Annotated in this window: 20 protein-coding genes and 1 tRNA gene; 11 read left to right on the top strand and 10 right to left on the bottom strand. The window is 64.4% G+C overall.

Going from position 1 to position 21,433, the window contains the following annotated elements:
* Positions 1–12 precede the first annotated feature (12 nt).
* On the top strand, positions 13–687 hold the full coding sequence (locus DNX69_RS15055) for a lysophospholipid acyltransferase family protein (RefSeq protein WP_110786769.1): 675 nt from the start codon (positions 13–15) through the stop codon (positions 685–687).
* A gap of 3 nt (positions 688–690) precedes the next feature.
* Here DNX69_RS15055 and aroA read toward each other — a convergent pair whose 3' ends face one another.
* On the bottom strand, positions 691–2,028 hold the full coding sequence (gene aroA, locus DNX69_RS15050; RefSeq protein WP_110786768.1) for a 3-phosphoshikimate 1-carboxyvinyltransferase: 1,338 nt from the start codon (positions 2,026–2,028) through the stop codon (positions 691–693).
* Between the two features lie 142 nt (positions 2,029–2,170).
* On the opposite strand from aroA, the gene DNX69_RS15045 reads away from it, so the two are divergent.
* From DNX69_RS15045 to DNX69_RS15000, 10 genes are all read left to right on the top strand, one after another.
* Entirely contained in the window at positions 2,171–2,575 is a 405-nt protein-coding gene (locus DNX69_RS15045) for a TIGR02300 family protein (RefSeq protein ID WP_110786767.1), read from the top strand.
* A 70-nt stretch (positions 2,576–2,645) separates the two neighbouring features.
* Positions 2,646–2,721: transfer RNA gene (locus tag DNX69_RS15040), tRNA-Ala, on the top strand.
* A gap of 213 nt (positions 2,722–2,934) precedes the next feature.
* On the top strand, positions 2,935–4,140 hold the full coding sequence (locus DNX69_RS15035; protein WP_110786766.1) for a CaiB/BaiF CoA transferase family protein: 1,206 nt from the start codon (positions 2,935–2,937) through the stop codon (positions 4,138–4,140).
* A gap of 197 nt (positions 4,141–4,337) precedes the next feature.
* Positions 4,338–5,666 carry a sn-glycerol-3-phosphate ABC transporter substrate-binding protein UgpB gene (gene ugpB / locus DNX69_RS15030; RefSeq protein ID WP_110786765.1) on the top strand — a complete coding sequence of 443 codons (1,329 nt, stop codon included), beginning with the start codon at positions 4,338–4,340 and terminating at the stop codon, positions 5,664–5,666.
* A gap of 90 nt (positions 5,667–5,756) precedes the next feature.
* Complete coding sequence (locus DNX69_RS15025; RefSeq protein WP_110786764.1) at positions 5,757–6,152, top strand: endonuclease domain-containing protein; 396 nt, start codon at positions 5,757–5,759, stop codon at positions 6,150–6,152.
* Between the two features lie 3 nt (positions 6,153–6,155).
* Positions 6,156–7,037 (top strand): sn-glycerol-3-phosphate ABC transporter permease UgpA, encoded by an 882-nt coding sequence (gene ugpA / locus DNX69_RS15020; RefSeq protein WP_110786763.1) that lies wholly within the window; start codon positions 6,156–6,158, stop codon positions 7,035–7,037.
* Complete coding sequence (ugpE, locus tag DNX69_RS15015; protein WP_110786762.1) at positions 7,037–7,885, top strand: sn-glycerol-3-phosphate ABC transporter permease UgpE; 849 nt, start codon at positions 7,037–7,039, stop codon at positions 7,883–7,885. The genes ugpA and ugpE overlap by 1 nt, the downstream gene beginning before the upstream one ends.
* Before the next feature lie 2 nt (positions 7,886–7,887).
* Complete coding sequence (locus tag DNX69_RS15010; RefSeq protein ID WP_110786761.1) at positions 7,888–8,979, top strand: sn-glycerol-3-phosphate import ATP-binding protein UgpC; 1,092 nt, start codon at positions 7,888–7,890, stop codon at positions 8,977–8,979.
* Between the two features lie 153 nt (positions 8,980–9,132).
* Positions 9,133–9,558: an Hsp20 family protein gene (locus DNX69_RS15005; RefSeq protein WP_110786760.1), complete on the top strand. Its 426-nt coding sequence runs from the start codon at positions 9,133–9,135 to the stop codon at positions 9,556–9,558.
* 50 nt (positions 9,559–9,608) lie between these two features.
* Positions 9,609–9,875 (top strand): DUF1150 family protein, encoded by a 267-nt coding sequence (locus DNX69_RS15000; protein ID WP_110786759.1) that lies wholly within the window; start codon positions 9,609–9,611, stop codon positions 9,873–9,875.
* A 148-nt stretch (positions 9,876–10,023) separates the two neighbouring features.
* Here DNX69_RS15000 and DNX69_RS14995 read toward each other — a convergent pair whose 3' ends face one another.
* The 9 genes from DNX69_RS14995 to lptB form a co-directional block, all read right to left on the bottom strand.
* On the bottom strand, positions 10,024–10,410 hold the full coding sequence (locus DNX69_RS14995) for a RidA family protein (protein ID WP_110786758.1): 387 nt from the start codon (positions 10,408–10,410) through the stop codon (positions 10,024–10,026).
* Positions 10,411–10,431: 21 nt separating this feature from the next.
* Complete coding sequence (locus DNX69_RS14990) at positions 10,432–12,774, bottom strand: acetamidase/formamidase family protein (RefSeq protein WP_110787638.1); 2,343 nt, start codon at positions 12,772–12,774, stop codon at positions 10,432–10,434.
* Between the two features lie 131 nt (positions 12,775–12,905).
* Positions 12,906–14,144: an acetamidase/formamidase family protein gene (locus tag DNX69_RS14985; RefSeq protein ID WP_110786757.1), complete on the bottom strand. Its 1,239-nt coding sequence runs from the start codon at positions 14,142–14,144 to the stop codon at positions 12,906–12,908.
* A gap of 40 nt (positions 14,145–14,184) precedes the next feature.
* Positions 14,185–15,786 (bottom strand): amino acid ABC transporter permease/ATP-binding protein, encoded by a 1,602-nt coding sequence (locus tag DNX69_RS14980; protein WP_110786756.1) that lies wholly within the window; start codon positions 15,784–15,786, stop codon positions 14,185–14,187.
* A gap of 137 nt (positions 15,787–15,923) precedes the next feature.
* Positions 15,924–16,814, bottom strand: a complete 891-nt coding sequence (locus tag DNX69_RS14975) for an ABC transporter substrate-binding protein (RefSeq protein ID WP_110786755.1) — start codon at positions 16,812–16,814, stop codon at positions 15,924–15,926.
* Positions 16,815–17,188: 374 nt separating this feature from the next.
* Positions 17,189–17,650, bottom strand: a complete 462-nt coding sequence (gene ptsN, locus DNX69_RS14970; RefSeq protein ID WP_013499900.1) for a PTS IIA-like nitrogen regulatory protein PtsN — start codon at positions 17,648–17,650, stop codon at positions 17,189–17,191.
* A 275-nt stretch (positions 17,651–17,925) separates the two neighbouring features.
* A complete protein-coding gene (gene hpf, locus DNX69_RS14965; protein WP_110786754.1) occupies positions 17,926–18,534 on the bottom strand; it encodes a ribosome hibernation-promoting factor, HPF/YfiA family in 609 nt (202 codons plus the stop codon).
* A 57-nt stretch (positions 18,535–18,591) separates the two neighbouring features.
* Positions 18,592–20,238 carry an RNA polymerase factor sigma-54 gene (rpoN, locus tag DNX69_RS14960; RefSeq protein ID WP_110786753.1) on the bottom strand — a complete coding sequence of 549 codons (1,647 nt, stop codon included), beginning with the start codon at positions 20,236–20,238 and terminating at the stop codon, positions 18,592–18,594.
* 207 nt (positions 20,239–20,445) lie between these two features.
* Positions 20,446–21,411 (bottom strand): LPS export ABC transporter ATP-binding protein, encoded by a 966-nt coding sequence (gene lptB, locus DNX69_RS14955; RefSeq protein ID WP_110786752.1) that lies wholly within the window; start codon positions 21,409–21,411, stop codon positions 20,446–20,448.
* Between the last annotated feature and the right edge of the window lie 22 nt (positions 21,412–21,433).

The following is a 21,433-nucleotide window of genomic DNA, read 5'->3' as shown; positions in this document are numbered from 1 at the left end:
GACCCTTCCTGGATGGCCACGCCCGCTTTCGTCAAACGCATTACGCGATCGGATGCGGTCCTGTCGCTCGGCGTCAACTTCTCCAAGGTCTATTTTAAGTTCGTGATGTGGACCGGCCGATACGACCGGCAGGCCCCTCCGATTCCAGAGCCTTACATCCTGGCGATGTGGCACGGGCGGCTGATCATGCTGCCGATGCTGCAGACCAAGAGCAAGCCGCTGGTCGCGCTGATCAGCGGGCATCGCGACGGCAAGATCATCTCCAGGGTCGGGGCCGCGTTCGGGATTCAGACCGCGGTCGGTTCGTCCTCGCGCGGTGGCATGCGGGCGGCGCGCGAAATGATGCGGCTTGGAAAGTCCGGCCACAGCCTGTTCGTCACGCCCGACGGCCCGCGCGGTCCGCGGATGCGCATCAACAGCGAGGGCGTTCTCGATATGGCGCGGCTGACCGGTCTGCCGATCCTGCCGGTCTCGGTCAGCCTGTCGCGTCACAAGCTGCTTCGGAGCTGGGATCGGCTGATGCTGCCCGGCCTTTTCGCCAAGGTCGCGATCCGGTTCGGCGAGCCGATCACCGTCGAGGCGGGCTCGCCGACCGCAGAGATCGCGGAGCGGCTGCAGGCGGCTCTGACCGCCGCGCAGAACGAAACCGACCGAATCGTCGGCCTTCAGCCGGTCGAAGCGGCCTGAGGCTCAGCCGAATTCCGCGCCGAGCCGCCGCATCATCGGAACGAAGTCCGGGAAGCTGGTGGCGATGAAGGCGGTGTCGTCGACTGCCACCGGCTTGTCGGACGCGAGCCCCATGGCGAGGGCCGACATCGCGATGCGATGATCCATGTGGGTGGCGACCACGCCGCCGCCGGGCACATGGCCCTTGCCCTCGACGATCAGATCATCACCGGCGATCTCGACCGCGACGCCGTTGACCCGCAGCATCGCCGCCGTCGCTTCGAGCCGGTCGCTTTCCTTGACCCGCAATTCGTGCAAGCCGCGCATCACGGTGGTGCCTTCGGCGAAGGCGGCGGCGACTGCCAGCACCAGATACTCGTCGATCATCGACGGCGCGCGCTCGGGCGGCACCTCGACGCCCTTCAGCTTCGAGCCGCGCACCCGGAAGCGGGCCATCGGCTCGCCAGCGTCGCCCCGGACGTCGCTGTCCTCGATCGAGGCGCCCATTTCGCGCAGCGTGGTGATCAGTCCGGTGCGCAGCGGGTTGGTCATCACGTCGGTCAGCTCGATGTCGGAGCCGGGGACCACCAATGCCGCCACCATCGGGAAGGCGGCCGACGACGGATCGGCCGGCACCACCACCGGGGCGCCCCGCAATTCCGGCTGGCCGGTTAACGAAATCTTACGGCCGTGGACGCCTTCCGGTTCGGTGACGACCGTGGCGCCGAAATGCTGCAGCATCAGCTCGGTATGGTCGCGGCTCGCCTCGGCCTCGATCACCGTGGTGATGCCGGGGGCCGACAGGCCGGCAAGCAGCACGGCGGATTTGATCTGCGCTGACGGTACAGGGGTGCGGTAAAGAATCGGCAGCGGGTCGCGGGCGCCCTGCAGGGCCAGCGGCAGCCGGCCGCCCTCGCTGCTCGACACAACTTTGGCGCCCATCAGCTCCAGCGGATCGACGATGCGCCGCATCGGCCGGCTGCGCAACGAGGCATCGCCGTCGAAGGTTGCGACGATCGGAGATCCCGCCACCGCGCCCATCGCCAGACGGCAACCGGTGCCTGAATTGCCGAAATCCAGCGGTGCTTCCGGCGTCGCAAAGCCTGCGACGCCGACACCGTGCACCCGCCATTCGCAATCGCCGGTGCGCTCGACCTTGGCGCCGAGCGCGCGCATCGCTTTGGCGGTGTTGAGAACGTCCTCGCCCTCGAGCAGGCCGGAGATTCGGGTCTCGCCGACCGCCAGCGCGCCGAGAATCAGCGCCCGATGCGAGATCGATTTGTCGCCCGGGACGCGCACGGTACCTTGCAATGCATGGCTCTTGCGCGCCTGCAGCGGCGTCGGCTGGTTCGAAACGGTCAAGGTTGTGGTCCCTCGCGTCTGCGGGTGATTCGGCTCGGCGCCACGGCCCGCCTCGCGGCCTTCGGCATAAACCGCTATTGACAGCGGCGTGCCAACTAGCCAAGTGAAGCACCGTTTTTCAAGAAATCCCAAGGTTGCACAAGTGGCGAAATCCGATCTCGGAACCAAACGTATTTGCCCGACGACAGGCAAAAAGTTCTACGATCTGAACAAGAATCCTGTGATCTCGCCCTACACCGGCGAGGTGGTGCCGATCGCGCCGGTTGCCGTGCCGCGCACTCGTGCTGACCAGCGTGCCACCGCTGGCGCCGATACCGAGGCGCCTGAGGCCGTGGAGGCCGAAGAGCTGGTGTCGCTGGAAGAGGCCGATGCCGAGGAGAACACCGGCAAGGTCAAGGCCGTGGTGCCGGAATCCGAAGACGACATCGAAATCGACGAGACGATCGACGACGATGACGACGATTCGACCTTCATCGCCGATGAAGAAGAAGAGGATGAAGACGTCACGGACATCATTGGTGACGTTTCTGGCGATGAGGAGACTTGAGATCGTCGCCGATATGTGATCAACGATTGCCGCGCGGCCGATTTTGATTTGCGCCGCGCACCCAGGGTAAGGGGCCATAGCTCAGCTGGGAGAGCGCTTGCATGGCATGCAAGAGGTCGGCGGTTCGATCCCGCCTGGCTCCACCATCCTTCGCTTGCTTCGCAGGCTTTGGCTCGGCAAGCCCTATCGTCCTTTCGTCACGACGCACACGAAGGAATGCCGCGGCATAGGCCGCGAGACCATGCGTCCTGACATTCCGACATGTCGTGATTGGCGCGTGAGCCGTCGTCGGATTTGCCAAGACCCGCCTCTGACCGGTAGGTTCATCTCCCCATCAAAGCTTCAATAAGAAAGCCCTCATGACTTCTCCCCTGATGCCCGGCGCGATCGCCGGATTGCGAGTGATCGATCTTACTCGCGTGCTCGGCGGCCCCTATTGCACCCAGATCCTCGCCGACCACGGCGCCAACGTCATCAAGGTCGAACCGCCGGCCGGCGACGAGGTGCGCGACTGGGGCCCTCCCTTCCACGACGAGGACGCAGCGTATTTTCTCGGCGTGAACCGCAACAAGCGTTCGATCGGGCTCGATCTCGCCTCGCCGGGCGGACGCGAAGTGCTGCTGAAGATGCTCGAAGATGCCGACGTGCTGATCGAGAACTTCAAACCCGGCACGCTCGACAAATGGGGCCTCTCCAACGAGGTGATTCGCGAGAAGTTTCCGCGGCTGGTGCATTGCCGGATTTCGGGTTTCGGCGCCGACGGCCCGCGCGGCGGCAACCCCGGCTACGACGCCATCATCCAGGCGATGACCGGCATGATCGCGGCCACCGGTTCGCCGGAGAGTGGTCCGGTGCGAATCGGCGTGCCGTTGGTCGACATCACCACCGGTCTGTATGCGACGATCGGGATCTTGATGGCGCTGGCGGAACGCGAGCGCTCCGGCAAGGGCCAGTTTGTGGAGACGACGCTGTACGAAACCGGTCTCGCGATCATGCATCCGCATACCGCGAACTACTTCCTGCACGGCAAGCCGCCATCGCTGACCGGCAACGAGCACCCGAATCTGGTGCCATATTCGACCTTCAACGCTCGCGACGGTCAGATCTTTACCGGCGTCGGCAACGACGGAACCTTCCGCAAGCTGTGCAAGGAGATCGGCAAGCCGGAACTCGGCACCGATCCGCGCTTCGCGCGCAACAAGGACCGCATCGCCAACCGCGCCGCGCTCCGTGCCGAACTCGAGGCGGTGTTCAGCCAGCACGACGCCGTGCCGCTGTGCGACCGGCTGCTCAATGCCGGCCTGCCTGCCGGCCCGGTGCAGTCGATCGACAAGGCCCTCACCAGCCCGCACACCGCCTACCGCGGCGATGTGATCGAGAAGGATTGGTACAAGGGCGTCGCCTCGCCGATCCGGTTCGAGCGCACCAAGGCGAGCCTGCGCGGTCTGCCGCCAAAGTTCAGCCAACACGCCAGCGAAGTGCTGGGCGAGTTCGGCTATTCGGAGGACGACATCTCCAAGCTGGTCGCCGACGGCATCGTCAGCGGCCCGGAGCGCAAGCGCTGATCGGAACGGCGCCGGCAGCAAAGCCGGCGCCGAATACCGCGACGCAACAATTCTTGCGTTGCATCATAGGTTTCCGAGCGGTCGCGATGCCGCCGCTTCCCTACCCGGCTGCCCCTCGCTTATACGGTCATGTGCCTGTCATTGCGCGCTGCTACGCGCGCCCACCACGACAGTGACGTGCCCACCGGGAGGTTTTCATGGCATTTCGACCCTTTGGCCTGACTGCGATCGCCGCAACGGCGATTGCTGCGACGCTGGCGCTCGCTGCGCCGGCGCATGCGGTCACCGAGATTCAGTGGTGGCACGCGATGACCGGCGGCAACAACGATGTCATCGTCAAGCTGGCCAACGAATTCAACGCCGCGCAGAGCGACTACAAGGTGGTGCCGACCTATAAGGGCGGCTACGCCGATACCATGAATGCCGGCATTGCCGCGTTCCGCGCTGGCAACGCGCCGCACATCCTCCAGGTGTTCGAAGTCGGCACCGCCACCATGATGGCGGCGACCGGTGCGGTGAAGCCGGTCTACAAGCTGATGCAGGAAACCGGCGAGCCGTTCGACCCGAAGGCGTATCTGCCGGCGATCACCGGCTACTACTCGACGTCCAAGGGCGAGATGCTGTCGTTCCCCTTCAACTCGTCGTCGATGGTGATGTGGGTCAATCTCGACGCGTTGAAGAAAGCGAACATCGCCGAGATCCCGAAGACTTGGCCCGAGGTGTTCGATGACGCCAAGAAACTGAAAGCGGCCGGCTACGCCACCTGCGGCTTCTCGACCGCTTGGGTCACCTGGGCCAATCTCGAACAGCTCTCGGCCTGGCACAATGTGCCGCTCGCCTCCAAGGCCAACGGCCTCGACGGCTTCGACACCAAGCTGGAATTCAACGGCCCGGTGCAGGTCAAGCATCTCGAAAAGCTGATCGAGCTGCAGAAGGACAAGACCTACGATTACTCCGGCCGCACCAACACCGGCGAGGGTCGCTTCACCTCGGGCGAATGCCCGCTGTTCCTGACCTCGTCGGGCTTCTTCGGCAACGTCAAGAACCAGGCCAAGTTCAACTGGACCAACGCGCCGATGCCCTACTATCCGGACGTGAAGGGCGCGCCGCAGAATTCGATCATCGGCGGCGCCTCGCTGTGGGTGATGGGCGGCAAGAGTCCGGAAGAGTACAAGGGCGTCGCCAAGTTCCTCGCCTTCCTGTCCGACACCGACCGCCAGGTCGCGATCCACAAGGCGTCGGGCTATCTGCCGATCACCAAGGCGGCCTATGAGAAGGCCAAGGCCGAGGGCTTCTACAAGGATCAGCCCTATCTCGAAACGCCGATCAAGGAACTCACCAACAAGCCGCCGACCGAAAACTCCCGCGGCCTGCGCCTCGGCAACATGGTGCAGCTCCGCGACGTCTGGGCCGAAGAAATCGAGCAAGCGCTCGCCGGCAAGAAGACCGCCCAGGAAGCCCTCGACGCCGCCGTCACCCGCGGTAACGTCATGCTGCGGCAGTTCGAGAAGACGGCGGTGAGGTAGCTACTTCACAACGCGCTCTCGTCCTCCCCTCCCCCCGCCCTTGCGGCGGGGAGGGGTCGGGGGTGGGGGGAGCCCCAGGCACGAACGCTGATGGCGAGAACAATCGACCAACGGGTTCCACGAGCGCGGAGCTTTCGTCAAAAACCGACGGACGCGGAGCGGAAGCTTTGGCAACGACTGCGTCGCCCTGCATTCGGTGAGGCACATTTCCGCCGGCAAGCCACGATTGGCCCGTACTATGCGGACTTCGCCTGCCATGCGCTCCGCCTCGTGATTGAACTCGACGGCGGGCAGCACGCGGGATCAGAGTCCGATGTTGTTCGAACCAACTATCTCAATGCGGCGGGCTATCGCGTGCTCAGGTTCTGGAATAACGATGTCCTGAACAACATCGACGGTGTGATGCAGACCATCGTAGACGCCGTCCGCGCGGCTCCCCCCACCCCCGACCCCTCCCCGCCGCAAGAGCGGGGGGAGGGGAGCTAGTCGATGCTCAAGCAGGCCGTCTTTCAATCCAAGTTCCTGCCGTATCTGCTGGTGCTGCCGCAGCTCGCGGTGGTGCTGGTGTTTTTCTATTGGCCCGCCGTGCAGGCGGTGATTCAGTCGTTCCTTCTGCAGGATGCGTTCGGTCTGTCGACCGTGTTCGTGTGGTTCGATAACTACAAAGAACTGCTGGCCGATCCGGATTACTTCGCCGCCATCCTGCGCACCTTCGCGTTTTCCTTTGCGATCGCGCTGTCGTCGCTGTCGCTGGCACTTCTCCTGGCAGTGATGGCCGACCGGCCGCTGCGTGGCTCGACGTTCTACCGCACCATGCTGATCTGGCCTTACGCGGTAGCGCCGCCAGTGGTCGGCGTGCTGTGGGTGTTCATGCTCAACCCCTCGCTCGGGGTGATCGCTCACGGCCTGCGCTCGATCGGGGTCGATTGGAATCCGCTGCTCGACGGTGATCAGGCGGCGCTCTTGATCGTGCTCGCCGCGGCGTGGAAGCAGATCTCCTACAACTTCCTGTTCTTCCTCGCCGGGCTGCAGGCGATCCCGTCCAGCGTGATCGAAGCCGCGGCGATCGATGGCGCCCGGCCGATGCGACGGTTCTGGACCATCATCTTCCCGCTGCTGTCGCCGACGATCTTCTTTTTGATCATCGTCAACATCGTGTACGCGTTCTTCGACACGTTCGGCATCATCGACACCATGACCCGCGGCGGCCCCGCCAAGGCCACCGAGACGCTGGTCTACAAGGTGTATCAGGACGGCCTGCTCGGCTCCAATCTCGGCAGCTCGGCGGCGCAATCGGTGATCCTGATGGGCATCGTGATCGCGCTGACGGCAATCCAATTCCGCTTCGTCGAGCGCAAGGTGAACTATTGATGGTCGAGCACCGGAAGTTCGGAAACCTGGTGCCGCACCTGATCCTGTGGGTCGGCGTCGCGATCGTGGCGTTCCCGGTGTATCTGGCGTTCGTTGCCTCGACCCAGGACAACGCCACCATCGCCAACGGCCAGATGTCGCTGCTGCCGGGCGGGCACTTCCTCGAAACCTATTACAAGACGATCTTCGTCGGCTCCTCGGGCACCACGCGCGAGCCGGTCGCCAGCATGCTGTTCAACTCCTTCGTGATGGCGATGTCGATTGCGCTCGGCAAGATCGCGATCTCGATCATCTCGGCCTATGCGATCGTGTATTTCCGCTTTCCGCTGCGGATGACGATCTTCTGGGTGATTTTCATCACCCTGATGCTGCCGGTCGAAGTCCGGATCTATCCGACCTACAAGATCGCCGCCGACCTCAATCTGCTCGACAGCTACGCGGGTCTGGCGCTGCCGCTGATCGCGTCTGCGACCGCGACGCTGCTGTTCCGGCAGTTCTTCATGACGGTGCCGGACGAGCTGTTGGAGGCGTCGCGGATCGACGGCGCCGGGCCGCTGCGGTTCTTCTGGGATACGCTGCTGCCGCTGTCGCGCACCAATATGGCGGCGCTGTTCGTGATTCTGTTCATCTACGGCTGGAATCAATATCTGTGGCCGCTGCTGATCACCACGCGTGACGACATGCAGACCGTCCAGATCGGTATCCGCAAGATGATCGTCACCTCGGACGCACTGACCGAGTGGCCGATCGTGATGGCGACCGCGGTGCTGGCGATGCTGCCGCCGGTCGCCGTGGTGGTGCTGATGCAGAAGCTGTTCGTGCGCGGTCTGGTCGAGACGGAGAAGTAATCGTGGCCGATGTCGTTCTCCGCAATGTCCGCAAGACCTATCCGGGAGGCTTCGAGGCCATCAAGGGTGTCGACTTCGCGGTCGGTGACGGCCAGTTCTGCGTGCTGGTCGGCCCCTCGGGCTGCGGCAAGTCCACGCTGCTGCGGATGGTGGCAGGGCTGGAGACGATCACCTCCGGCGACATCGAGATCGGTGGCCGCGTCGTCAATCAGGTCGAGCCGGCCGACCGCGACATTGCGATGGTGTTCCAGAACTACGCGCTGTATCCGCATATGAGCGTCTACAACAACATGGCCTACGGACTGCGCAACCGCGGCATGGCCAAGCCGGAGATCGACGCCCGCGTCCAGGAGGCGGCGCGCATCCTGGAACTTAGCGCGATGCTGGAACGCAAGCCGCGGCAGCTGTCCGGGGGCCAGCGCCAGCGCGTCGCGATGGGCCGCGCCATCGTGCGCCAGCCCAAAGTGTTCCTGTTCGACGAGCCGCTGTCCAATCTCGACGCCAAGCTCCGCGTCGCGATGCGGGTCGAGATCCGGAAATTGCAGCGCCGGCTGGCGACCACCGCGATCTACGTCACCCACGACCAGCTCGAGGCGATGACGCTGGCCGACATGCTGGTGGTGATGAACGGCGGCGTGGTCGAACAGATCGGCTCGCCGCTCGACGTCTATGCCAAGCCGGCCACCACCTTCGTGGCGTCGTTCATCGGCGCGCCGCCGATGAACCTGTTGCCGCTTTCCGACGCACTGCGGGGGCAGTTCGGCAGTACGCCGCCGGATGCTGGCATTCTCGGGGTGCGGCCTGAGGACCTCGTGATCGGCTCAGGGGCGCCTGTGGCGGGCGGGCTGGCGCTCGACATCACCGTCGAGGCGATCGAGCGGGTCGGGCCCGAGACGTTCGTCTATGGGATCCGCGCCGGCGATGAGGCGCGGCCGGTGGTCGCGGGCAGGCCCGGCGAAGCAGCTGGCGGGGACATCATCGTCAGGGTTCCCGGGCAAAGCTCGCCGGCGGTCGGAGAGCGCGTCACGGTTGCGGCGGCGCCGCACAGCCTGCATCTGTTTTCCGCCGACGGGCGCCGCCGGATTGCCGGCTAGCGGGCCGTAAGCTACTGGTGGAATTCGCTGTTGTGGCCTTCTTGAACAGTTCTTTTGCACTGCCCATATTGGTCTGGACTGGACGGCGAGGTGCCGGACGGTCGATGGGGTGCCGCAAGGACCCCCTCAAAGTCGCTTCGAGAGGACTTTGTGATGTCTCGTGTTCCTTCGTTATCAAGTCCCTTTTTGCTGGGATTCGACGAGATCGAGCGTGCGCTCGATCGCGTCGTCAAAGGCGCCGACGGGTATCCCCCGTACAACATCGAACGGTGCGAACGCAGCAACGGTGACCCCGAAAAGCTGCGTATCACACTGGCGGTGGCTGGATTCACCCGCGATCAACTCGATGTCACAATTGAGGAAAATCAACTGGTGATCCGGGGCCGGCAGCAGGATGACAAAACTCGGCAATACATCCACCGCGGCATTGCCGCACGTCACTTCCAGCGGACTTTCGTGCTGGCCGACGGGATGCAGGTGCTGGGCGCGGACCTGAAGAACGGGTTGTTGTCCATCGATCTGATCCGGCCCGAGCCGGAAAGGGTCATTAAGACAATCGCCATCACCGAACACGAATAATGGAACGAGTAGCGGACTCGACCGCTTTGTCTCCTAGAGGAGTCGAGACCATGACTGAAGCTGGTACTGTGCTTGAAAATGTGGGCGTCACGCCGGAAGCGCTGGCGCATCTGGGCGAAGGCCACATCGCCTATGTGAAGCAGATCCGCTCCGAAGACGTGCCTGGGCTGTTTCCGCAGGCTCCCGAGATCGCCCCGGGCCTCAAGTTGTTCGCGCTGCATTCGGCAGACGGCACGCCGATCATGCTGACCGACAGCCGCGAAGCGGCAATCGCGAATGCCTGGAGCCAGGAACTGCAGGCCGTCAGCGTCCACTAAGCGCTGACTGACAAGACGGTTACGCGACGCGGGGTGTCCGGTGACGGCCCCCGCGCCTGCTGGAGCGCAGGCGGTCTTGGTCGTGTCAATCCTCCGTTAAGTCCCTCCCTCCGTTAAGTCCCTCTGTTAAGTCCTTGCCTGCGGGCTGTCAGCTTGGCCGGCGGCAAACCAGATCGATTTCGATCAGCGCGTCATAGGCAAGGCCGGTGACGCCGACGCAAGTGCGCGCCGGTAGACGACCTGCCGGGAAGTAGCTGCGGTAGACCTCGTTCATCTCCGCATAGTCGCGCTTGAACTCCGTCAGATAGATCCGGCTCATCACGATGTGCTCCAGGCCGAGCCCGAGCCCCCCGAGGATCAGGCGCAGATTCTCCATCACCGCGCGGGTTTGCGCCGCGATGCCGTCCGGCAGCACGCCGGGCGCCTGCGGTGTGTCCGGCATCTGGCCGGTGACGAAGACGAAGCCATCGGTTTCGACCGCATGGCTGAACGGCGCGACCGGCTTCGGCCCGCCGGCGATCATGTGGAATTGCAAGACGAACCTTTCATCAGAAGATCAGCAGCGCGCATCGGCGAAGACGCGCTTGCTGAGAATCGCATGGACACCCCAATTGCCGTCGACCACTTGGGTGACGCCGAAATCGACCGCGACCGACATCAGCGCGATCGCCTCGTCCTCGCTCAGCCCTTTGATGGTCATCAGAAAGCGCCGCATCTTGCGGAACGCATCCTTCATCGCGAGATCGAGCGAGGACGTGGCGTAGACCTCGCTCTGGCCGCCCGCGCCGAACTCCGCCAGATAGTTGGGATGGCTGAAGCCCATCAGCACCCAGTCGGTGGCCGTTTCGATCAGTGGGTAGCTGAGATCGGCGAACGGTTTGTCGGCGAACTCGGTCTTCTTGTGCAGGACCACCTCGAAGGTGCCGGTCATCGAGCATTCGATCGCGGTGCCGCCGAGCTCGCCGTCGCCCTGTGCGGCGTGGGGATCGCCGACCGACAGCAACGCACCGGGCACCGACACCGGCAAGTACACGGTCGATCCCTTGCCGAGCCGCCAATTGTCGAGGTTGCCGCCGAAGTAAGCCGGCGGCACCGAGTCGACGAAGTCGGCCTCGCGCGGTGCCAGCGCAATCACGCCGAAATGCGGTCGCAGCGGAATGCGAAGGCCGTCGAGCACGTCGTGACGCCGCCGCACCGAGGACGGCTGCACCGGCACGCCGGGATAGTCGTAGGTGGCGTGCACGGTGCCGAACGGATCGGTCTGCGGCTCCCAGCGATAGGAATACAGCGCCCGGGCATAGGGCGCGTCGGCGTCGTGATGGATCTCGTAGATTGTCACCGCCTCGTGGGCGTGCTGCTCGGCGAGAAATTCCTTGTAGTGATAGCCCCACCACGCCGCGACGCTGCTGCCGAACACCCGCCCTTTGAAGTCCGGGTTGCGGCTGGCACGCGGCACGATATCCAGGATGCGGATTTCCAGCACGTCTCCGGGCTGCGCGTCCTTCACCGCCACCGGCCCGGTGCAGATGTGCACGCCGAACCCTTCGCCGGCGCCGCGGCCGTAGATCGAGGCGTCGACCGGCCCCGCGCCGCGACGGTCGACGTTCTTTTGATCGTGCGTCCAATGAAACACGTTCTCGGCGCCGGCATCGCCCAGGATCATCCGTTCGGGATCGTCGGAGGCGTGCTGCGTGAGCGTCTCGATCGTGATGGTGTCGCCCGACGCGATCTCGATCTGGGGCGCCAGCGACCTGCTGAAATAGCCCCAATGTACTTTCGACGCGTCAGCCGCGAGGTGATGATGCTGCGGCTCCGGTGCCGGGCGTGCACGCGGGCCTTGTAGCGCGGCTGCATCCGGCTTGCGGACGGTCGTCGTCGGGGGGCGGCTGCGAAGTTGCGCCAGCGCTTGCTGCGGCCATCCTCGCTGAGCCGCGGCGGCGGCGGTCGTCGCATGGCGCTCGGTTTCGGCCTGTCGGAATTCGCGCGGCGAGACGCCGAAGCGATGCCGGAAGGCGCGGCTGAAATGCGCCGAATCGTTGAATCCGGCCCGGAATGCGATCTCGGAAATCGAGTGATGTGCTTCGCCCGGATTGGACAGGTCGGCGCGGGTTCGTTGCAACCGGCGCTCCCGCAAGTAATGGGTGAAGCTCGACCCGGCGCCGCCGAACAGCTTCTGCAAGTAGCGTTCGGAGATCCCCTCGGCGGCCGCCACTTTGGCCGGCGAGAGCTCCGGGTCGTCGAGCCGGCGTTCGATGGTCTGGCACAGCCGGTGCAGCGTCGCCGCCTTGCTCGACGTGCCCGCGCTGAGGTCGGTGGCCGGCGCGGCAGATCGCTGCAGCAGCGTCGGCAGCAACTCGCAGAGAGTCCGAGCCGCTGCGCTCCATTCAGGGGCCGACAGCGTTTCGAGATGCCGCGCCGTGGTGTCGAGCATCCGCCCGACCAGGTCGCCGAAGCCGCCTGGTGCGATTTGCTGCGGTTCGGTCAGGTCGAGAACTGCGGCGCGGCGGTGTGTCGAATCGTGGTCCACGCACAGGACCACCGCGCGCAGATCGCGTTGGAACGCGACGCTCCAGTCGCCGAGCCGCGGCAGCAGCAGAAGATGGCCTGCGGCGGCGATGGTGTAACCGCCGGCAGCCTTCAGCGTAACCCCATCATCCAGCGGCAACAGCAGCAATGGATGGTCTGTGGCGGCGTCCGGGAGCGCCGCGACCGTCTGCGGGCCGGCCGACAGCGTCGCCAGCGTGATGCCCTCGAAGCTGCGACGCACCGCGGTCGCATGGCCCTTATGGGTCAGCTCGGCGACGGCCGGCCGCAATCCGACGCTCGCCAGCACATCGCGCCACGCCTCCGGGCGCTCGCCTTCGCTGTAGGACTCGCTGGTGAACGGACGCGGCGTCATGCTTCGACCTTCTTGGCCGAAGCGAAGCAACTCGCGTGCCATGCCGAAGCTCGGGGAGCAGCCCCCGAGCACGAGCCGGTTCATCGCACCGTCCCAGCGTTCGGCCGGCGACCTCCTCGACTCCGCATCTGTCAATCCTTCATGAACAGGCTCTTGCGGATCGACCCGGTCACCCCCCAGTTCGCGTCGACCACCTGGGTCACGGCGAAATCGGCGGCGATCGACATCAGCGAGATCGCTTCGTCCTCGGTGAGCTTGTGGACCGTCATCAGGAAACGACGCAGCTTGCGGAAGGCATCGCGCATGGCGGTGTCGAGACTGCCGCGGCTGAGGATTGCCTGCTGGTGGTCCGGGCCGAGTTCGGCGAGATAGTTGGTGACGCTGAAGCCGTACACCGACCACAGGTCGTCGGTCTCCAGCAACGGATGGTCGAGGCCTTCGAGGATCGTCCCTGGCAGATCGACCTTCTTGTGCAGGATGAACTCGAATTCGCCGGTCAGAGAGATTTCGATTGCCGTACCCGAGAGCTCACTGTCGCCCTGCGCCGCATGGGCGTCTCCGCAGGAGAACAGCGCGCCGGGTACTGCGACCGGGTAGTACATCGTCGTGCCTTTGGCGATGCGCCAGTCGTCCATGTTGCCACCGGTGTAGTTCGGTGGAATCGTCGAGACGAAATCCGCTTCCGCCGGTGCCAACCCCATGGTGCCGAAATGCAGACGAGCCGGCACCTTGATGCCCGCCAGCACCCCTTCCTTCTTGACGATGGTGGCGTGATCGACCCGTACGCCCGGATAGTCGATAGTGGCGTGGACGATGCCGTCGGGATCGGTCTGCGGCGTCCATTGATAGGAATACAGAGCCGAAACGCTCCGCTCCGCCATATCCAGCTCGTAGATTGTCACGACCTCGCGCGGCTTCGGCTCTTCGATCAGGTCGTTGTACTGAAAGCCCCAATTCGCCGACGGATTGGAGCCGAAGAACCGGCCGGCATAGGCCGGGTTGGCGCTGGGACGCGGATAGGTGTCGATGACGCGCACTTCGAGCACGTCGCCAGGCTCCGCGCCTTCGATCGCGATCGGGCCGGTAAGCAGATGGACGCCGACACCTTCGCCGTTGCCGATGGTGAACGGTCCTTCGGTTCGGCCGGCACCGCGCCGACCGATGGTCTTCTGATCCTTGGTCCAGCGGAACAGCTCTTCGGCCGCCTCGTCGCCGGCGATCATGCGCTCGTAGTCGTCATTGGCGTGGTGAGTGATGGTTTCGATCACCGCACGCTCGCCGGACTTCAGCGTCAGCACCGGCTTCAGCCTATGGCTGAAATACCCCCAATGAACCGTATCGGGCGTGGCAGGCAGATGGTGTTTGGTCATGCTGAGGTCCTCGACAGAAAAAGCAAAGAGAAACGGCGCATCACTCGGCCTCCATGGCGCTGAGGAAGCGTTGTGCGACCGGGTTCTTCGGATGGTTGAGCACCTGGTCGGCGGTGCCTTCCTCGATGATCGCGCCGCCGGCGAGCAGCACGACGCGGTCGGCGACCTCGCTGGCGAAGCGGAGCTGGTGCGTCGAGATGATCATGGTGAGGCCGTCCTCGACCGCGAGGCGGCGGATCACTTCCAGCACCTCGTTGACCAGTTCGGGATCGAGCGCGGAGGTCGGCTCGTCGAGCAGCAGCACGCTGGGGTTCGGTGCAATGGCGCGGGCGATGGCGACGCGCTGCTGCTGGCCGCCGGACAGATGCCGCGGCAACGCATCGGCGCGATGCGACAGGCCGACCCGTTCGAGCAGTTCGAGCGCCCGCCGCTCGGCCTCGGCCGGCGCGACGCCGTGCACCCAGCGCAACGGACCGGCGATGTTCTCCTTGGCAGTGAGATGGCCGAACAGGTTGAACTGCTGAAACACCATGCCGACACCGACTTCGGCGCGGGCCTGTGCGGCCATCCGCGGCGACAGCGGCCGGCCGAGATGATTGAAGCCGAGCCGGCGACCACCGACCTCGATGGTACCGTCGTTCCACAATTCGAGATTGTTGATACAGCGCAGCAGCGTGCTCTTGCCGGAGCCGGATGGGCCGAGCAGCGCAATGACTTCTCCATTGCGCACGGTAAGGTCGACACCGTCGAGCACCACGTTGGCGTCGTAGTTCTTGCGCAGCGCCTTCACGGCGACGGCGACATCATTGTGGACGAGCGTCTTGGCGCGCTCGGCACGATCAATGCGGCTCTGGGCCACACGCGCCGGAGGCAGTTCGGCGACGCCGCCGTCCGGCAGAATCTCCGGCGTGGGCTCCTGATCTTGTAGCGGATCGTCGATGCCCTGGGCTCGATACCACGGCAGGAAGCGCATCAGCGTGACTTGCTTGGAGGTGCGGTCGAGATCGAACAACCACTCCAGGAAGATCTGCAGCGCCGAGATCGCCGAGGTCAGCAGCAGATAGATCAGTCCGGAGGCGAAGAAGATCGAGAAGAAGTCGAAGGTCGAGGAGGCGAGCTGTGTCGATCGCAGCGTCAGTTCCTGCACGGCGATGACCGAGGCTAATGACGAGTTCTTCAGCGCGCTGACGGCCTCGTTGCCGAACGCCGGAATCATGGTGCGGATCGCCTGCGGGGCGATGATCCGGCGCATCAGCACGCCGGGCGTCATGCCGAGCGCCTGCCCTGCGAGGATCTGGCCTTTTTCGACGCCGAGCACGCCGGCACGCAGCATCTCGGCGATGAAGGGAGCTTCGTTACAGGCGAGCGCGAGGCCGGCTGCGAGGATCGCTGGCAGCTTGATGCCGATGTGCGGCAGCGCGTCGTAGGCGAACACCATCTGCAGGATCAGCGGCGTGCCGCGGAAGATGACAGTGTAGATCCGGGCGGTGGACGACAGCAGCCGGAAGCGGCTGAGCTGCATCCCCGCCAGGATCACGCCGAGGATCAGTCCGCCGCCGAGACCGAGGGCGGTGACCTGCAAGGTCACCTCGATGCCCTGGATCATGTAGGGCATGCTCAGATAATGGAGAAACAGCTCCATGGCGGCGAGATCCTTGGTTAGTTCTCAGCTTGTAGGGTGGGCAAAGGCGCGAAGCGCCATGCCCACGATGTTTCGTGGCGCCGAGTGGTGGGCACGGCGCAAGAGCGCCTTTTGCCCACCCTACGGAGTGACGGCTGTTACTTGACCATCAGCAGGCCGGGCTCGATCAGGTTTTCGGGATCGAGCTTCCACTTCTTCAAGAGCGCGAGCTGATCGCCGGATTTGTAGATCTCGGTCAGCGCCTCTTTCACCGCATCGCGAAACTTCGGCTTGTCCTTCGGAACGGCGATGCCGACCTGATAGGGGATCGTCACCGCGATCGCCTTCTCCAGCTTGTCCGGATAGGCCTTCACCGCGTTGTCGACGGTGTTGACGTCGTTGATGTAGGTGTCGGCGCGGCCGGCGAGGATCGCCTGGATGCAGTTGGCGTTGTTGTCGTAGAGCTGAATCGTCGGCTCCGGCTTGCCTTCCTTCTTGCACTCCGGCGCAATCGCCTGGATCAGCGGCACTTCGACATAGCCGGTGTTTTCGGCCGCAGCGGCGCCGCACAGCGAGGTGTTGATGCCGGTGATCTTCTTCGGGTTACCCTTGGCGACTAGCACGCCGTCGAACACCTTGGAGTAGGTGATGAAGTCGGCCGCCTTGGCGCGCTCCTTGGTGGCGTAGATGTCGGAAATGACGATGTCGGCCTGGCCGCTCGACAGCGTGGTCAGCAGCGCCGCAAAGGTCACGGCCTTGTAGGTCAGCTTGAAGCCGAGGCAGTCACCAATCGCCTCGCCGAGATCGATATCGTAGCCGACATATTTTGTCGGATCCTTTGGGTCGATCGACTCGTAGCCCGGCGTGTGCGGGTTGATGGCATTGACCAGCGTCTTGCCTTTCCAGTCGGGATATTTCTCCTGGAGGGCGACGCAAGCGGCCGGGGCGGCGTGCACGGTGATCGGCGCGGCGGCGCCGGCCATGACGACCGCGCCGAGCAGTGCTGCGCTCGTTAGTTTGCGGAATGCGGGGACAGGGATTGAAATCATTCGATCGCTCCTTCGACATCGTCATGGCGGAGGCCATGTGCGAACCGCGAAGAAGCGTAAGAGCTGCCGCCGGGAAGCGGCTTGTCTCCAAGCGCCCTATTACTTGGATGTCGGGGCGTCAGAAAATAGGCGAAGCCTGCACTATCTTTGGGCTACGAGGTCCTGCGCGAAGAGCCGAACATCGTGCCGTCGCCGGACCGAGTGTTGGGCCGGCGTCGATGGTTGGTTGCGATCGGAAGCGGTCGCTGGTGATTCGATGCCCGGATCGGAAACGGCCGATTGCGAGCGATTGATTGCGAGCGATTCTTGGGCAAAACGCGCTCGACGAGCATGTTCGGGAGGTCGAGCCATCCCGCGCAGTCGAGCTCGCGGCGTTACGCCGCGGTCGCGGGGGGCAGCGCGAGCACCGAGTAGATCGCCTGGGAGTCGCGCGAGGCACGCAGCTTCTTGGCGACGTCCTGGTCGCGCAACAGCCGGGCAATCCGCGCCAGCGCCTTGAGATGGTCGGCGCCTGCGCCTTCCGGCGCGAGCAGCAAGAAGACCAGATCCACCGGCTGGCCGTCCATCGCTTCGAAATCGATCGGCCGTTCCAGCCGTGCGAACAGACCGAACAGTTTTTCCAGCTTCGGCAGCTTGCCGTGCGGAATCGCCACGCCGTAGCCGACCGCCGTGGTGCCGAGCTTCTCGCGCTGCAGCAGCACCTCGAAGATCGTGCGCTCGTTCTGGCCTGTCAGTTCACTGGCGCGCGCCGCGAGTTCCTGCAGCGCCTGCTTCTTGCTGATCACCTTCAGCGCCGGGATGACGGCCTCGGGCGCGACAAGATCCGTAATCGTCATCAGGCGTTCCGGGGGTGTTGGTGCGGTCCGGGGTGAAATAGGACGGCGGTGGGTTGCGTCAAGCGTTCGATCCGGGAAGCGCCGCGCGATTTCCCCATCGCGGTCAAAACGCTTCTGAATTCATCATCCTAACTTAAGTCTAGCAGTTCTGCCGGCTGTCGTAAAATGCACCGGCGGTCCGCCGAAAAGCGGCGGACCATAGGCAGAGCGTTGCTCGGGCGTCAATGCCTCGCGGAGTTTCCCATCGTGGTCGTCCCGCGAGGCGTTTTGGCGCATCAGTTCGCAGCGCCGTTCAGCACCGGCGGATCGATCCAGCCGATGTTGCCGTCGGCGCGGCGATAGATGATGTTCACGCGGCCCGAGCTGCCATGCAGGAACACCACCACCGGTGCACCCGTGAGGTCGAGCTCGACCACGGCCTCGCTCACCGACAGCCGCTTCATCGCAGTGGTCGCCTCGGCGATGATCACCGGGTTGTAGGCGTCTTCTTGATGCTCTTCGTCGCCGGGCGCCTCGATGACGTAGCTGGGGACGTCCATCGGCGTGCCGAGCTCGGCCAGGGCATTCGCTTCGGCATGAGCCTTGCGCGCCGAGCGATCCTTCAGGCGGCTCTTGTAGCGGCGCAGACGTTTCTCGATCTGCGCCAGCGCCTGATCGGCGCTCACATACGCGTCGGCTGCATTGGACTCCGCCTCGAGAGTGATGCCGGAATCGAGGTGCAGCGCACAATCGGTGCGGAAGCCGAAGCCGTCTTTGCTGAGCGTGAAGTGCCCCGAATAATTGCCATCGAAATATTTGCGCAGCACCTCTTCGGTGCGTTCGCTCACGCGACCGCGCAGCGCTTCGCCGATGCTGATGCTCTTGCCGGATATCCGGATGGTCATGGCAGTGCCTCGATTCACAGTTGGGGAGACGACTCTAGTCAGAGCAGGGTGGCGCAATCAAGCTGGGGCTGTGTCGCGGGACCGGCTCGCTGCGGCCGCCGACGTGCCGAGCATGTTCTGCTTGTCGCGGCGGCGCTGCACTGAAGAAGGTATGCGCATCGCCTCGCGATATTTCGCGACGGTGCGGCGCGCAATGTCGATGCCGGCCTCACGAAGCCGTTCGACGATCGTATCATCCGACAGGATTGCTGACGGATCTTCATTGTCGATCAATTGGCGGATCTGGTGCCGCACCGCTTCGGCCGAATGCGCTTCGCCACCGTCGGCGGAAGCGATCGATGCGGTGAAGAAATACTTAAGCTCGAAGGTACCGCGGTTGGTTGCCATGTATTTGTTGGCGGTGACGCGCGACACGGTCGATTCGTGCATCTGGATCGCGTCGGCCACGGCTTTCAGATTGAGCGGCCGCAGATGCTTGACGCCGTGGGTGAAGAAGCCGTCCTGCTGGCGCACGATTTCGGTCGCGACCTTGAGGATGGTCCGGGCGCGTTGATCGAGTGCGCGTACCAGCCAGGTGGCGTTCTGCAGGCAGTCGGAGAAGTACGATTTGTCACCGTCCTTGCGGATGGTCTTCGACAGCTCGGAATAATACGACTGGTTGACCAGCACCTTCGGCAGCGTGTCGCTGTTGAGCTCGACCAGCCAGCCGCCGTCGGGGCCGGGGCGGACGAACACGTCGGGCACGATCGTCTGCACCCGCGACGATCCGAACCTCAGGCCCGGCTTCGGGTCGAGGTGACGGATCTCGCCGATCATGTCGACGAGGTCTTCGTCGTCGACGCCGCAGATCTTGCGCAAGCTCGCGACATCACGCTTGGCGAGCAGATCCAGATGTTCGACCAGCGCCTGCATGGCCGGGTCGTAACGGTCGCGCTCGCGCAACTGGATGGCGAGGCATTCACTCAAGTTGCGCGCGCAGATGCCGGGCGGGTCGAAGGTCTGCAGCACCTGCACCACCGCCTCGACTTCCGGCTGGCTGGCACCAAGCCGTTCGGCGGCATCGCCGAGATCAGCCGGCAGGTAACCGGCGTCGTCGACCAGATCGATCAGGTACTGTCCGATCAGGCGCTGCGAGGGCGTCGTCACCGCCACGGCGAGTTGTTCGGCGAGATGATCGGCCAGCGACGATTCGGCCGCCACGAAGGCTTCGAGATTGTAGCCTTCGTCCGACGACGCACCGCCGCCCCATTCGGTGTAGGAGGCCGGCGCGCTGTCTTGCGCGGCGCGGGCCGCAGCTTCGGCGGGCTCCTCGGGGAAAACGTTTTCCATGCCGGTATCGAGCGTCTGCTCGATATCGCTGCGGCTGCCGAGGTCGCGGTGCATCCAGTCTTCGGCGCCCGGCTCGAACGCGCCGGTACCGGCCGGATCGACGAAATCGGGCGTCCCATCATTGCCGAAGTCGCCGCCGCCGCTTGCGCCGAATTCGCCACCACCCTCGGCGCCTTCCGGCGCGGCTTCACCGGCGACCGGCGGTTCCGCATTGTCTCCGGCGCGATCGAGCAACGGGTTCTTCTCGATCTCGTCCTCGACGAAGGCCGCGAGGTCGAGATTCGACAACTGAAGCAGCTTGATCGCCTGCATCAGTTGCGGGGTCATCACCAGAGACTGAGTCTGGCGGAATTCGAGACGTTGCGATAGCGCCATGGTGGCCAGGAAACGGTAATTGGTCCGTTTCTTGCTTACGCCTTTCCTGGGCGGATGTACACGTCTTGACGGATGGGAAATTTGGAGTAGAGGCGGCGGCCCTGCGGGCAGAAAATCCATTCCGGTATTTTAGTAGTTCTGATCGCGCCTCAGGATCAGACCGGACCCGGTAATCATGGACCTGTCGGCTCTAAATCGCAACCGCGTTCACAGCCGGAATTCTTCGCCCAGGTAAAGCCGGCGCACGTCCGGATCGTTGACGATGTCTTCAGGCGTGCCTTCGGTCAGGATCTCGCCCGCATAGACGATGTAGGCGCGGTCGGTGAGGCCGAGCGTTTCGCGGACGTTATGGTCGGTAATCAGCACGCCGATGCCGCGATTGGTCAGATGCCGCACTAGGTCCTGAATATCGCCGACCGCAATCGGGTCGATGCCGGCGAACGGTTCGTCGAGCAGCATGTAGTTCGGTCGGCTGGCGAGCGCGCGGGCGATTTCGACGCGGCGACGCTCGCCGCCCGACAGCGCGATCGACGGCGATTTGCGCAAGCGTTCGATGTTGAATTCCTGCAGCAGATTGTCGAGCTGGGCTTCGCGCTTGCGCCTGTCGGGCTCGACCGCTTCGAGCACCGCGCGGATGTTCTGCTCGACGGTGAGGCCGCGGAAGATCGAGGCTTCCTGCGGCAAGTAGCCGATGCCCAGCCGCGCGCGCTGATACATCGGCAGCTTGGTCACGTTGTGGCCGTCGAGTTCGATCGCGCCTCGATCGGCCTTGATCAGTCCGGTGATCATATAGAACACCGTGGTCTTGCCGGCGCCGTTCGGGCCGAGCAGACCGACTGCCTCGCCGCGGCGGACATAGATGCTGACGCCGCGCACGATCTTGCGGGTGCCGAAACTCTTCTCGATGCTATGGACCGCTAGGTAACTGGATGCTGGGGCCGGCTGCGGAGCAGCGGCCTGGGGGGCAGCGACTCGGCGCGGCGGTGCGGCTGCGGCCGGCTGTCGCTGCTGAGGGGCGTAGGCGTCGCTCCGCGTGATCGGCGGTGCATCGCGCACCGGCACGGTCAACAGATCGCCGACAGCGGCGCCATAGCCGGTGATGTCGTTCCGCGCGGCTGCGGGCCCGGGAGTTTTCGGGCCGCGCCGACGGAACATGCCGCGAAGATCCACCATGTTGTTACCGACCCCGTCCTGT

The organism is Rhodopseudomonas palustris (genome assembly GCF_003226555.1).
In the GTDB taxonomy this organism is placed as follows: domain Bacteria; phylum Pseudomonadota; class Alphaproteobacteria; order Rhizobiales; family Xanthobacteraceae; genus Rhodopseudomonas; species Rhodopseudomonas palustris_I.
This window is presented reverse-complemented; position numbering and strand designations above follow the sequence as displayed.